This is a genomic window from Streptomyces lasalocidi, from assembly GCF_005280215.1.
In the GTDB taxonomy this organism is placed as follows: Bacteria; Actinomycetota; Actinomycetes; order Streptomycetales; family Streptomycetaceae; genus Streptomyces; species Streptomyces longwoodensis.
In genome coordinates this window covers 499,674-511,954 of the sequence record NZ_SZNQ01000003.1, presented here as the reverse complement: position 1 = coordinate 511,954, position 12,281 = coordinate 499,674, and the positions used below count along the sequence as shown (strand labels likewise).

Annotated in this window: 10 protein-coding genes; 6 read left to right on the top strand and 4 right to left on the bottom strand. The window is 70.8% G+C overall.

Translation table 11 applies throughout. From position 1 onward, the window contains the following. Window positions 1–539 precede the first annotated feature (539 nt). The 3 genes from E4U91_RS37880 to E4U91_RS37870 all read left to right on the top strand — a co-directional run bounded on the left by E4U91_RS37880 (window position 540) and on the right by E4U91_RS37870 (window position 3,702). The gene (locus E4U91_RS37880) at window positions 540–1,166 is read left to right on the top strand and encodes a hypothetical protein (protein ID WP_137311512.1); all 627 of its coding nucleotides are present in this window, start codon (window positions 540–542) and stop codon (window positions 1,164–1,166) included. A 601-nt stretch (window positions 1,167–1,767) separates the two neighbouring features. Beyond that, window positions 1,768–2,049 (top strand): BAR domain-containing protein, encoded by a 282-nt coding sequence (locus E4U91_RS37875; protein WP_137311511.1) that lies wholly within the window; start codon window positions 1,768–1,770, stop codon window positions 2,047–2,049. 1,311 nt (window positions 2,050–3,360) lie between these two features. Beyond that, window positions 3,361–3,702: a hypothetical protein gene (locus E4U91_RS37870; protein ID WP_137311510.1), complete on the top strand. Its 342-nt coding sequence runs from the start codon at window positions 3,361–3,363 to the stop codon at window positions 3,700–3,702. Here the strand turns inward: E4U91_RS37870 and E4U91_RS39740 are convergent. Continuing rightward, window positions 3,651–5,060 carry a sensor histidine kinase gene (locus E4U91_RS39740; protein WP_137311509.1) on the bottom strand — a complete coding sequence of 470 codons (1,410 nt, stop codon included), beginning with the start codon at window positions 5,058–5,060 and terminating at the stop codon, window positions 3,651–3,653. The two genes, E4U91_RS37870 and E4U91_RS39740, sit on opposite strands and share 52 nt — an antisense overlap. Beyond that, window positions 5,057–5,434, bottom strand: a complete 378-nt coding sequence (locus E4U91_RS39735) for an effector-associated constant component EACC1 (RefSeq protein WP_277755385.1) — start codon at window positions 5,432–5,434, stop codon at window positions 5,057–5,059. The genes E4U91_RS39740 and E4U91_RS39735 overlap by 4 nt, the downstream gene beginning before the upstream one ends. 271 nt (window positions 5,435–5,705) lie before the next feature. Here E4U91_RS39735 and E4U91_RS37860 point away from each other — a divergent pair, with 271 nt between their 5' ends. From E4U91_RS37860 to E4U91_RS38510, 3 genes are all read left to right on the top strand, one after another. Continuing rightward, window positions 5,706–6,635, top strand: a complete 930-nt coding sequence (locus E4U91_RS37860; protein WP_137311508.1) for a hypothetical protein — start codon at window positions 5,706–5,708, stop codon at window positions 6,633–6,635. A 59-nt stretch (window positions 6,636–6,694) separates the two neighbouring features. Next, window positions 6,695–8,422, top strand: coding sequence for a hypothetical protein (locus E4U91_RS37855; RefSeq protein WP_174867978.1), 1,728 nt, complete (start codon window positions 6,695–6,697; stop codon window positions 8,420–8,422). A gap of 158 nt (window positions 8,423–8,580) precedes the next feature. Continuing rightward, complete coding sequence (locus E4U91_RS38510; protein WP_174867977.1) at window positions 8,581–8,982, top strand: hypothetical protein; 402 nt, start codon at window positions 8,581–8,583, stop codon at window positions 8,980–8,982. Between the two features lie 918 nt (window positions 8,983–9,900). Here E4U91_RS38510 and E4U91_RS37850 read toward each other — a convergent pair. Both E4U91_RS37850 and E4U91_RS37845 read right to left on the bottom strand, forming a co-directional pair. Next, window positions 9,901–10,431, bottom strand: coding sequence for an HNH endonuclease (locus tag E4U91_RS37850; protein ID WP_137311507.1), 531 nt, complete (start codon window positions 10,429–10,431; stop codon window positions 9,901–9,903). A 98-nt stretch (window positions 10,432–10,529) separates the two neighbouring features. Then, the gene (locus tag E4U91_RS37845; protein WP_137311506.1) at window positions 10,530–11,015 is read right to left on the bottom strand and encodes a hypothetical protein; all 486 of its coding nucleotides are present in this window, start codon (window positions 11,013–11,015) and stop codon (window positions 10,530–10,532) included. Window positions 11,016–12,281: the final 1,266 nt, after the last annotated feature.

The window sequence follows — 12,281 nt, the reverse complement described above, 5'->3', positions numbered from 1 at the left end:
GCGTACAGAGGTGTTGGGGGTGAGGGAAGGGGGTGGCGGGGGTGAGGCTCCAGAGGGCCGTGTGTGGCGATCCGGGGCGCGTGTGCGGGTGGCGTTAGATTCGCGTTTCGGGAGTTGGCGGGTTGTTGGATTCGGCGGATCGGGGTGTTAGATCCGGGGGTCGCTTCAATCGCCGCGCGCAAAACGGGCGTTAGATTCGCGGGTCGGGTTGGCGGGGAGTTTCCGGGGTGTCGTTAGATTCGGGTCGGGGGCTGGTGTGGGTGTTAGATCCGGGGTTGCGCGGGGGTGGGGGTCGGGTGGCTCCGGTGGGTTCGGGGCGGGTTGGCGGTGCGGGCTCGGGGGGGGGGTGCGGGTGGTCGTCGGGGGTGGGGTGGCGGAGTGAGGTTCCTAGTTGTGGGTCGGTTGGCATGAGCGTGTGGGGGTGATCCCGTTCCGGTGTTGCGTATTTGCGTCTCACTGTGTACTGTAGTTATCACGAGGTCGGGGGAACGAAGAACCGGCCGAGAAACCACCTACTGACCCTGTTGGAGGGGATCTTCATGCCCGGTACCAAGACGTTCACCACCCCGGCCGGTCACACCTACTCGTACTCGGTCGAGACGGGCGAGAACGGCGAGGCGGTCTACGACCTGTCCCGCGTCTTCGCGGACGGGGTGTTCCCGATCGGCACGGTCGTGGTCCACCCGAACTGGGAGCTGTCCCCGGCCACCGAGGGTCTGCTGAATGTCCAGTTCGGCAAGGGCAGCCCGACCGACCGCCACGAGCGGACCGACGCCCCGCAGCTGGGCGACATGGAGCTGCCGTACGTGGTCGGCAGCCACCTGGTCAACCCGGCCGACCTGACCGCCGAGACGGACGACGGGGCCGCGCCGCTGCTGAAGTTCCGCAAGCGCATGATGGGCGCGGCCTTCGCGGCCAACGCCCCCGCCCAGCCCGCCAGCCCGGAGACCTTCGAGAAGGTCCGCGACCTCGTCACCGGCCTGGTGATCACCTACCAGGCCGACAAGGCCACCCCCAAGCGCGAGGCCACCTACGCCAAGTTCCTCAACGCCCAGCGCGCCGAGGCCGTCCAGGCCGAGATCAACAAGCTCGACGCCAAGGCCCAGGCCCTCGCCCTCATGCGCGCCGAACTCGCCGACAAGCTCACCAGCTACAAGACCGCCTGAACAGCCCCCCCCCCCCCCCCCCCCCCACCCGGCGGCCCTGAACCCCCCACAGGGCCGCCGGACCCCCCACACAAGCCCCCACAGCCCCCACACCAGGGCAGGGCGGCCCCCCCCCACCCCCGGGGGGGCCGCCCGCGCCCACCACACGCCTTACCCAGGCACCCGGACCAGTAGAGACGAGCCGAGGATGACGCAGCGCAACAGCCAGCCTGAGATAACCACCACCTGCCCCGGATGGGGCGAGGAGTGCGGCAACGAGACGGAGTCCGACCTCTGCCCTGACTGCCTCATGGCACGGCTGGACGCCCAGTCCCCCCGGATCCCCCTGTAGCCCCTCCGCGAGACGGCAGTACACCCCAGACCAGGGCCGGGCGGCCCCGCCCTCCAAGGGCCGCCCGCGCCCGCCACAGGCCCGGCCCCGGCCCCCTCACCCACCGGGGCCGGGCCACACCACCCCCGCCAAGCGCCTATCACTGACTGTTGCGTTCTGGGAGATTCCGTGCTCGCCCTGTTTCGCCGATCGCCAAAGGTCGCTAAGCCCATCACGGAGAAGTCGGCGATGTGCCCCACGACCGGACTCCCGATTGGCGAGCCTGGCTCCTTGGAGCGATTGACCTGGATTTTCGCCGAGCAGGACTTGGAGGACATCCAGGAGCGCATGGAGTACTTCGCGGCGCGCGCCGCCGCGCGCCCCGAGTCCGGCCTGGTCGTGTCCACCATCAAAACCCCGATAGCTCGCCCGCACATCCTTCTCATCGGCGACTTCGAGTCCGACGGGGACCGGCGCGGCGGCACATGTGTTGAGTGCGGAGCGCACGGTGAACTGTCCACGCTTCGGGACCTTGCCCGAAACGACCTCGGCTGTGAGGCGACTTGGTTCTAAGGCTGGATGCCCCCCCGGTGGGGGGCATCCGAGCCTCGCGCGCCTCGCCCCCTTTCGGCGCACCCCCTCCCCGCCCTCCTGGTTCGCGCCCCGCTCAGCGTTTCGCTGGGCGGGGCCGCTTGTGTTCCGCAGACCTCTTCGCGACCTGCTGCACTCCCCGCCCCCTCCCGATTGTCTCGGCTCTGCCTCGTGTTGACGGTCCCTCGTTGCCCCGCTTCCGCTCTCCCTGTCTGGCTCCGTGCTTCGTGGTCTGTCTCTGTCTGGTCTGTCGTTGTGCATCGGCTACTCCTCTGTCTCTTCGGCTCTTGCGCTCTTTGGCCTCTTCGTCTTGCTTCCTGTTGTCGGTCCGCCGGTGCTCTCTGTTCCGCTTTCCTTCGCTCCTCCAGTTCTGCGGCTCTCCCCTTCCGTCGCTTCCTCCTCACTCCGGCCGGCTTCCTCCCTTCTGTCGTTCGCCTGTGGCTCTTCGTTGCTGTCCTCCGTGCCCTGAGGGGTCTCGTAGAGAAGTAGTCGGCGCACTTCAACCCCCTTGACCGTCGCCGTGAAGTGCAGCTTTCCGTGTCGAGGGCGCAGCCTGGGGGCAAGCTGTAGAGCAAGTTGGAAGGCAAGCTGTAGAGCAAGTTGTAAGGCATGTTGTGGGGCAAGTTGTAAGGCAAGCTGACCTCTGGCGGTGGTCTGCGTGGCCATCCCGTCTTCCGCGGGGGGTGATTTCTCTCCCTTCCGTAACTGCAGGAAGGGAGAGAAATCTCCCTCCTTGCATGGGGGAGATTTCACTCCCTCTCGGGTCGGGGGAGAGAAATCACAGTCCAAGGGAGCAGTCCTGGGACGGCCGGCGCTTGCGCAGGTAGGCCGTACCGCTCGACGTCGGCTGTTCTGGCGGTCTGGGACGCGGCCGGGTCAGGCTCCCTGCGACGCCACGGTGGCCGCGATGGGCTCGCCGTCGCAGATGCGCACGTCGAGGCAGAGTTCGCGGTAGCCGGGCGTGTAAGTGAAGCCCGCCGCAGGTAGCGCAGTTCGAGGCGTGGACGGTGGGAGGCGCCGAAGCAGACAATCGGCTCCTGGTGGACGGCGGTGTGGGTGTCGTCCCCGTGGTGGTCCCAGGTGAGCACGGTGAGGACTTCGCCGGTGCCGGCGCAGCGCACGGCGCAGGCGTGGGGGTGTGGATCAACGGCGTCGGCAGCCGCCCGCGTCCCCGGAGACCGCCGGGAGGAAAGCCAGCCGGGGCCGGCCGGTTCGCGCATCCCTGCTGCGACTTCGTGGTGGGGTGTGTGGGTTCCGGCCCGGGCGCAGGTCTGCGCGCTCTACGGTGCACCGGTGAGCGAGGAGACGATGCGGCGGCCGGCCGGCGGGGACGAACTGCCCGACGTCGACGAGGCCTTGGCCGCGGCCCTAACCGCGCAGGGCGAGCCGGGAGTGCGTGCGCTGGGCCTGCTGCGGGACGCGCGCCGAATCCTGGCCGGCACCGGACTGGAACGGCCGCAGGAGATCGCGGAGTCGTGCCTGCGGGGCGCCGCGGACGCCCTGCTGAACCTGCCGGGCGCCCCGGCCGCGCCGGTGGGCCTGAAGTCCGCGGCCGCCGGCCTGCTCGACGCCGTGGCTGTGTCCTATGAGCGGCGCGGCAGGCGTAGTGTGAAGATCGCTCCCGATTTCACTTGATTGGCGGCCTGTATGTCACCGCCCATCAAGCGCGCATTTTCTTGAGCGATCGAAAGCCCCAGTCCGCTGCCCTCGAACCGGGGACGGCGACTGTCTGCCTTGAAGAAGCGATTGAAGATGTAGGGCAGGGCTGCCTCGGGGACACCGCTGCCGCTGTCCCGCACCTCGATGAGAAACTCCGATTTCTGTGGCAGCACACCTACCGTTACGGGTGAGCCACCGTGTTTTAGTGCGTTGCCGATCAGGTTGGTGAGGATGACGTCCAGACGCCTCGGGTCGAGGCGTACGCGGAGAGGGTGTGACGCGTCCAGAGTGACAGGCGCCGCCCATTCGTGGGCATCGAGACAAGCGGCCACCTGCTCGATGACATCCACCACCTCGGTGACGAGCCGTGCGGCTCCTGCGTCGAACCTCGTCAACTCGATCAGGTTTTCGACCAAGCCGTTCAACCGTCGGGTCTCGGTGATGACCAACCGTACTGCGGGCTCGATCTTTGGATCGAGTCGGCCCGTTTCCTCCTCCAACACCTCGGTCACGGCAGTGAGTGCGGTTAGCGGAGTGCGCAGTTCGTGAGACATGTCGGCAACGAACCGCCTCATTGTCGATTCGGGGGAATCTGGAGCAGTTCGTGGCTGGTACGCGGGATTGGGTACGAACGGCACTGTACCCAGGGAGTTACGGTCCCGGCACTGTGGCTCGGGTCGCTCGGCTGCGCGCAAAGATGAGCGCATCCCTTCGTAGATCTCGTTGAGGGTGAGCGACTTGCTGGCCCCAGGCACACCTTGGTGCAGCAGACTCACAAGCTCTCCGGTAAAGGCTGTGTAGAGCTCGCCGGGCGGGGCGAGGGCGAGCGCGTTCTCCGCGGCCGCGGCGAGGAGATACGTCCCGTCGATCTCGGCCAGGCCAAGCCCCTCGGACATCGCGCCCAGGACTCGGCCGCTGTAGCAGCAGTCCAAAACCACAATGCGTCGCACTGCTCGGCTCGTCTCGAAAGGGCGCCTGATCCACTGGTAGGGCACCGCCGAGTCGTAGACCTCTTGCGCGTGACTGTCGTATAGCGCCAAGTACAGCTCACCGGTGCCCGGGTCGATCAACCCGTGCCCGGCATAGTAGAAGATCAGCGTGTCGGTTGCCTCTTGGGCGGCCCGCTTGACTACCTGCGATACCAGGCGAGGCTCACGCGGGTCGGTCACGATGGTGCAGTGGGCGGTGTCCAGGCCCCACACTTCCTCGGAAGTGAACTTGTCCCGCAGCACCGCCACGTTGGCAGAGACAGCCGGTAGGTCGGCCAGCTGAGCAAAGCGGCTGGAGCCCACCAGCACAACTCTGGACCGATCCGGGTCGGGCAACCCTGTCACGACCGGTCGCGCTCCTCCGGCCGTGCACCAAAGAGGCTGCGCAGCAGCTGCTCGGCCTCGTCCGCTGGCATGTCGTTGATCGTCACGCGCCTACCATCGGGTTGCTCCACAGTCACTGAGGGGGCGCCTGCTCCGCGCGTACCGCGCCACTGAAGGATCGACACGGCCAGTGAAGCGGCACTGAAACCAGACCCAATGACGAGTGAGACGACATCGAGCAATGGCCCCATCCCGCCGACTGGCGGCTGAGCTGCCCCATCCCACCGCACATCAGCGCATCGTCGTGCCTGGGAATCGGCGAGCAGCCACGCGTGGAGCGAGCGAAGCTCTGCCTCCGTTGTCGTAACTGGCTCTACGGAAAGCCGTAACCGCATCGAGCCCTCCTTTCGGTCGAGGTCCTCATAACGCAGATGCCAATTTAAGGCTGAGGCCATGCAGATTGAGAAGGGGTTCGCCGTACCCACCCCCCGGACTGCCGGCGGCGCCCGAGCCGGACAGGACGACGCCGCGCCAGGGGAAAGCACGCCGGCCGCCTCAGCGGTTGCCGCGCCCCGCACACCGGCCGGCCTCCCGACCCCAACGTCCGCAAACGCCGGCGCCGCAGGCATTGAGGAGGCGTGGGAGCGGGTACGTGCGGCGGCCGAGGTGCTGCGCGGGCAGCTGGCCCGGCCGGGCGGTTACCACCCTGGCCGGGCCGCGGGGATCGCCGAGCGGCTGATGGGCGTCAAGCTCGGCGCCGCTCAGGAAGAGGCCCTGGGCGTGTGGGGCGAGGTGTACGGCAAGACGTCGGGGGCCCTGCACGGCGCCGCGGCCGAGGCGGGCCGCGCGGCCCGCCTGTATGCCGAAGTCCTCGCGGCGGCCCGGGAGTTGCTGGTGCCACTGCCCGGCCGCGCCGCGCGGGTCCTGGAATTCACCGCCCTCACGCGGCCGGGCCCGGAACACGCGCTGGAGTTGGCCCGGTGGGCGGACCCGCGCGCCACCGCGTTCTTCCTCCGCTCCCGCCCCGCCCCCGCCTGGCTTGCGCTCCTGCAGCAGCACGCACCGCATCTGCTGCTGCCCGACGCACCGGCCGGCGGTGTGGGGCCAGCCGCCGCGTTCCTCGAGGACCTCGCCGCAACCGACCCGCGGACGGCCGGCGCCTGGCTCGCCGAGCACGCCGAGGCGGTCGCGGCCGCGGGCCGGCCCGCGCTGGACGTGGTGCTGCGCCTGGCCGGCCGCGACACGAGCATGGTTCCGACGGCGCTGGTGCGCACGGCGCTCGCCGGGCAGACCGCCGGCCGCCCGGCGGGAGAGCCGGCCGGCTGGCGGGTGGTGGGATGGACGCTGCGCCTGGCGGCGGAATGGGCGGCGGCGGTCCCCCCGCCGGACAGGGACCGTGACTGCCGTGACTGGGTCCTCGTGGCCGAGCTCCTGCTGAGAGCCACCGTCGACGCCGAGTACGCCGGCGCCCACCACCACCGCGCCGCCCTGGCCGAATACGCCGGCACCACCAGGGGCCAGCTCGACACCATGACATCACCGCGACGCCCCTTCTGCGGGTCCTCCTCGACGACCCGGACAACCACCCCCAGGTAGAGCACGCGGAAGCCGCCCGGCTGCCGGACCACCTGCTCGGACGGCTCCTCCACGAGCTCGTGAGGACCGCCCATCCGGCCGGCCCCGGCGCCGTGGCGCACCCGCGGGTGCGCATGATCCGCGCGGTGACCGTGTCCCTGCTGGCCCGGGACGTTGAGCTCACCGACCCGGCCGCCCGGCGCATCGTCTTCCACGACGACCTGGACCACGTCCACGTCACCGCCCCGGCCGCCTTCGCCGGGCCCCGCCTGGCGCGCGCCGTCCTCGGCCTCGCCGCGGCGGACGCCGACGCCGGCGAGATGCTGGCCGAGCGCACCGCGCAGTGGAAGAAGATCGCCACCGTGGACGGATGGCTGCACCGCCGGCTTCTGGCCGCCCACCTCACCGCCCGCACCCCCGATCCGCAGGCTGGCGCGCAGGAGGCGGACCAGTGGCAAGCGCACGCGTACGCGCTCGTGCCGCGCCTGCTCGCCGGCCACCCTGACCCGAAGGCGGCCCGCCTCGTCGAGATGGTGTGGCGCGCTTACCCGCCCGAGGCCGGGCCCGGGCTGGAGGCGGCGGCCCGTGCGGCGCTCGGCATGCCGCCGTCCCCCCGCGACGTCGACGAGGTCCTGCCCGGGAAGGCCCAGAGTGCGGACGGCCGCCTCAAGCCGCTCGCGTCCTGGCTGAGGGTGTGGGACTGGTCGCCCGTCCTGCTCGCGCGGCTGCTGGCCGGCTACGAGCCGCTGCTCACCGCGCTGCGTCGCCTTGCACCCGACGGCCCGGCCGATCCCCGCACCGCCGTCCCGCTGCAGCCGGTCAAGACACCTACGGACGTCGGCGGCGAAGGCCTGGTGGAACTCGCGGCCGCGCAGGGCCCGCTGGCGGCGGCCCGCGCCCTGCCCGCCGCCGAAGACGCCGGCGCCGACATCCACGCGGGCCTCCTGAACCGCCTCGTCGCCACCGCCCCGGCCGCCTGGACCACGGACGTGCCCGCGGTCCTTCAGGCCCTGGACCTTCCGGCCCTGCGCGCGTTCTTCCTCACCGCGGCCCAGGCGGCCGCCCACCTGCCCGGCGAGAGTCTGGGCCAGGCGATCGCCGGTGCGCTCCGACTGCACCGTCCCGGCGCCCAGCCGCCCATACCCGGGACGCCGGCCGCCGACCGGGCCGACGTGGTGCGCCGCTTCGCCGACGAGGGCTGTTCGGGCTGCTTGCCGAAGCCTGGCGCCGGCCTGCCGGCGCGGCCGGACTCGGCGAGGACCTGCTGCGTGACGTCCTGGCCCATCTGCACACCCTGGCCGGCACTCTCACCCGCCCCGAGGCCGCCGCAGCCCTGGCCGAGCACCGCGCCCCGGCCGGTACGGGGGACGACGAGGCGGCGGCCGGCGAGCCGCGCTCCCAGCTGGCAGTGCGCGCGCTGGAGTGCCTGCTGGACTACGCCGCAAGCCAGGCCCGCACCGACGGCGCGATGCCCGCCGACGTCTTGGACCTCCTCGCCAAGATCCTCACCACCGGTCCGGCCCGGCCGGCCGTGGCCGCCGCCGTCGGCCGCCGTCTGCCGGCCCTGCACCACCACGCCCCCCGCTTCACCGCCGACCACCGCCCCGCGCTCACCGCCCTGGACGGCAGCCCCACACCGGCCGCTGCCTGGCTGTACACCGGGCCCGCCGACGTCCCGCTGCTGGCTGCGCTGGACCGCCGGGCCCTGCTCGCGGCGCCCCTCAATGGAGCCGGCGGCCCGGTCGAGCACCTTGCCCACGCCCTCACCGCCGACCCGCACTCCCGCGGCGATCCAGCCGACGTCCTGAGCCAGATCGCGGCTGGCCCCGGGGGCCCGGCCGCCGTCTCCTGGCTCCTGCAGGTCATAGCCTGCCGCCTTTACCCGGAGTGGGGAGCCATCGCGGCCGGGCGACTCAACTTCACGCGCCCCACCGCCCGGTCCGCGACCGAACCGGAACGCGCCGTAGTGACCGCCGTGTGGCGGGCCGCTCTCACCGCCGGCCTGCCGACTGGTGCCCTCGCCGGTGCCGGCTGGTTCGCCCACCTCGACCTCGACGACGCCGCCTGGCTGCCCCTGGCCCGGGCCAGCGCCGAGCACACCCCGCCCCATACGCCCGGCACCGTCGCCGAACGCGCCGCCGCCCACCCGGTCAGCCGGGACGCGCTCCTGCTGACCGCCCGCCTCGTCGCCCGGCCGGCCAACATCTGGGACCCGCCTACCGTCCCGCCCCACGCCTGCTCCCTGTTCCGGGGCGCTGCGGCGGCCCTCACCGACCCCGCGGACACCGACGCCGTCACCCAGCTGCGCGATGCGCTGATCAACGCCGGCGAGGCGGAGATCGCCCGGATACCGGCGGCGACCGACTGAACGCCCCCGGCGCCGCCCGGCCTGCAGCACCCAGGGACGGCCGGTCTCCCGCCCGCGGGCGGATGCGCCGATCCGGGCCCGCATCGGGCGGTACCTGCGCAGGGCCGGTTCCTCGTCTCCCGGCGCGTGCCCGCCCGCTGGGCGCCGCTGGCCCGCCCGCCGAATCTGGCCAGCGGGCTTCTCCGGCGGTCGGCCGAGGTCGCGGAGTCGTGTCTGCGCGGCGCCGCCAATGCGCTGCTGAGTTTGCCGGGCGCGGCGGAGGCGGTGGGCCTGAAGGACGCGGCCGCCGCCCTGCTCGACGCGATCGACGCCCGGCCCGTCCGGGGGCAGCGCCGGAAGACGAGCCCGTCGCCGCCCCGGACCGCCCGGCACCGGCGGGGGAGAGCGGTGCTGCTGGCAGTATCCCGGCCGCCGGCCCCCCGCAGCCCGCCGTCGTACCGCGCGCGGCCCCCTCCGTCGGCGACGTCGGCGAGGAACAACTCCGCGTGCGCCAGGCGGCCGAGGTCTTGCGCGGGCAGCTGCCGCGCCACCGCCTTCGCCGCCGCTCACCCCAACCTGTACGCCCTCGACCCGCAACCCCTCGCTTGTCTCGACCTGATCGTCGAAGTCGCGGAAGGCTCCCAGGAGGTGGGCGCGGGCGCGCGGATTGTTTAGGGCTGGCCGGCAGTCGACGGCCGAGAATCGGGGAGTAGGCCGAGGTTGGCCCAGGCGTAGGTGTCGAGCATTTGGCGAACCAGCCGGGGGTCGGGTCGGAGGAAGGGGAGCTGGGGTGGGGGAGAGTCGTCAGTTGCGTCGGGGGCTCGGCAAGAGTCACCGTGGGTGTGCTGGTGGAGTCGGGCGCACTGGGCTTGCAGGTGGCTGGAGTCCCTCGCCGGGGCCCGGACGTAAGCGCAGGCCCGGCTGTCTGGGCCTTGCGGGTCAAATGTGCTGGCGCTCAGCTCGCGGATCGGGCCAGCCCTCGGCTTTGGCCTGCTCGATCCGGCTCCCGTACCAGCCTCGCCAGCGGTCGATGGTCATCACGGAGTCTGGGTAACCGATGCCGGTGCCGTAGATGAACCAGGTGCTGCGGCGCTCGTCGGCTATCTCGTCCAGCACCGTCTCGATGTTCTCAAGCATGAGCAGGACCTGCTGGTGGGCCTCCAAGTACAACTCGCGCAAACCCGCGTCCTCCAGGCCGCCGCGCAGCGGGGTTCCTCTGCCGCCGGGCCATGCTCCCTTCAGCCACTTGTGGGTCCACCACTCCACGAACGACTTGTCGTTCTTGCTGTGATTGCACCGATGGCAGGCCGGTACGAGGTTGTCGATGCGGTCAGCTCCGCCCCGGGCCAGAGGGATGACGTGATCCATCCTCTCGGACGCGCGGATGCTGCAGTACATGCAGCACCCGTCGTTGGCCGTGAGGACGCACAACTGCTCCCAGATCGTCCAGCGTCGCCTCTTCGTTCCCATCGGACCCCTTCGGTGATCAGGAGAGCCTACTGAACAGCCGGGGCGAGGCCGCTCCAGGGCGCTGCTGGGAGTCGGCCCTTACGGCGCTGCCATTTCACTCACCACCAGTGCCGGAAGAGGTAGTCACCGCGCGGGAGCTCGCCGCGCCGGATGAGATCGGCCAGAACCAAACTGAGCGAGGGAGAGAAGGCGCGATCGGCGAAAAATCGGTTCTCGAACACAGCGTTCTGAAGGTCTTGAGTTTCAGGCGGGTTCGCCTCGACAGTGGCTGGCGTGTTCTCGTCAGCGACGCGGATGCTCAGCCAGTAATCCAGCTCAGTCATGCCGGTCTTGTAAACCACCTCACCGATACTGGGGTCCCAGCCCAAGTACACCCTCGCGTCATCGAACTGGTCGAGTGCCTCCTCGTAGTCCCCGTCGGAGGTGAATGCGTACAGCTTCACGATGTCATTGGGGAGGTGCTCGTCGTCCCGCTGACAGCCGCGCAGCGAGTTGTACGGCTTGCCGTAGACGCGCTCGGCGATGGCTTCGATCGGGATGTGGCCGTTCTCGGCGGTCGCATACTCAGCGTGCGGCTCCAGCATGTAGATGGTGTACGGGGTGTATACGGGTGCACCGGATCTTCGACTGCGAGGCCGGCGTCCTGTGGAGCAGCGGCCGCCAGTGCTCAGTGTGCGAGGAAATCGTTCGCGACCGCCGCCAGGCCACCGCGCAGCCCGACGCCCCCACTCCCGCCATCGTCCACCCCGCCCCCCTTCGCGCTCCCGTCCCGCGGTCCACTCCCGCAGCTCCTCGGGGCCGATGCCCGGAGTGCGGCTGCGCCGTCCTGGTGCTGAACCCCGCCGACTCAGCCGCCCCCCGGTGCAAGCCATGCCAAAAGGAACACGAGGGTGGACGTGCCAGCGCACCATCTCCGTCGGCACACCGCAAGGTATGCGCGGGTGGGACAGCAGTGGATGCACCCGTCCGGCGCTCGGTTCCACCGGCCTCTGCGTCCGATGCCGGACCCGCCGGATGGAATGGGCCGCATCGTGAGCCGCCGCCCGCTACCCCGTCGAGGCTCGCCACTGCCGGGTGGGGCCGGGTCCCACCCACCGGAGCGTGTCCAACTCCGCAGGCGCCGATGGGGCAGGGACGGCCACCAACCGCACCGCTGCTTCACCAGCCGTTCCGGACAATGGGGCGCAGACGTGGTCGACGCCCCATGAACGGGACCCCGGTCCGCGGTCCCTTGACCAGCCTCCCCGGCAGCCGGGTTCCTCCTTGACACGCAGTCCAGGTCAAGGGGAAATCTCACTGGCCATCACCCAGGGCTGCAGCATCGAAAACGCCGACGCGGAGTGGGACCGGATGTGCGTCCACTCGATGAGCGGACGCCTACCGGGGTCAGTGCTACGGCCTCCTCCACCCCGGCCCACTCGCAAGGCCCACCATCCATCGCCGACGCCGTGCACTGAGTGGGCTCCATCCCCGGGTCCACTCAGTGCACGGTGGAGCCCACTCAGTGGAGTGGAGCCCGGCCTCCGCCACCGAGTGGCGCCCATCGGCCCACTTCACTCGGTGGGCAGCATTCGGTGGATCGGCCATGGTCCATCCACGTGGTGGACACCACTCGATGCCCCGATGGCACTCCACCGATGGCACCCACTCTCAGCCCACTGATGAGGAGTGGACGACAGGCGGGAAACACCGTCGGTCCGAAGCACGGACCGGTCGGAGCGAAGCGCGTCACCCCTCCCGGGGTGTCCGCCGCCGGACGCCTTCGGGCACTATCCCCTTCTCCCCGCTCCACCCCCTTGACCCGGTTCACCGCACGAGCCGCTCCCCCTTGACCGCCCTCACCTTCACCC

Excerpts from the sequence above, each read along its gene's own strand:
- E4U91_RS37845 (WP_137311506.1), bottom strand. The coding sequence starts at position 11,015 with ATGCTGGAGCCGCACGCTGAGTATGCGACCGCCGAGAACGGCCACATC.
- E4U91_RS37880 (WP_137311512.1), top strand. The coding sequence starts at position 540 with ATGCCCGGTACCAAGACGTTCACCACCCCGGCCGGTCACACCTACTCG.
- E4U91_RS39735 (WP_277755385.1), bottom strand. The coding sequence starts at position 5,434 with ATGCGGTTACGGCTTTCCGTAGAGCCAGTTACGACAACGGAGGCAGAG.
- E4U91_RS37850 (WP_137311507.1), bottom strand. The coding sequence starts at position 10,431 with ATGGGAACGAAGAGGCGACGCTGGACGATCTGGGAGCAGTTGTGCGTC.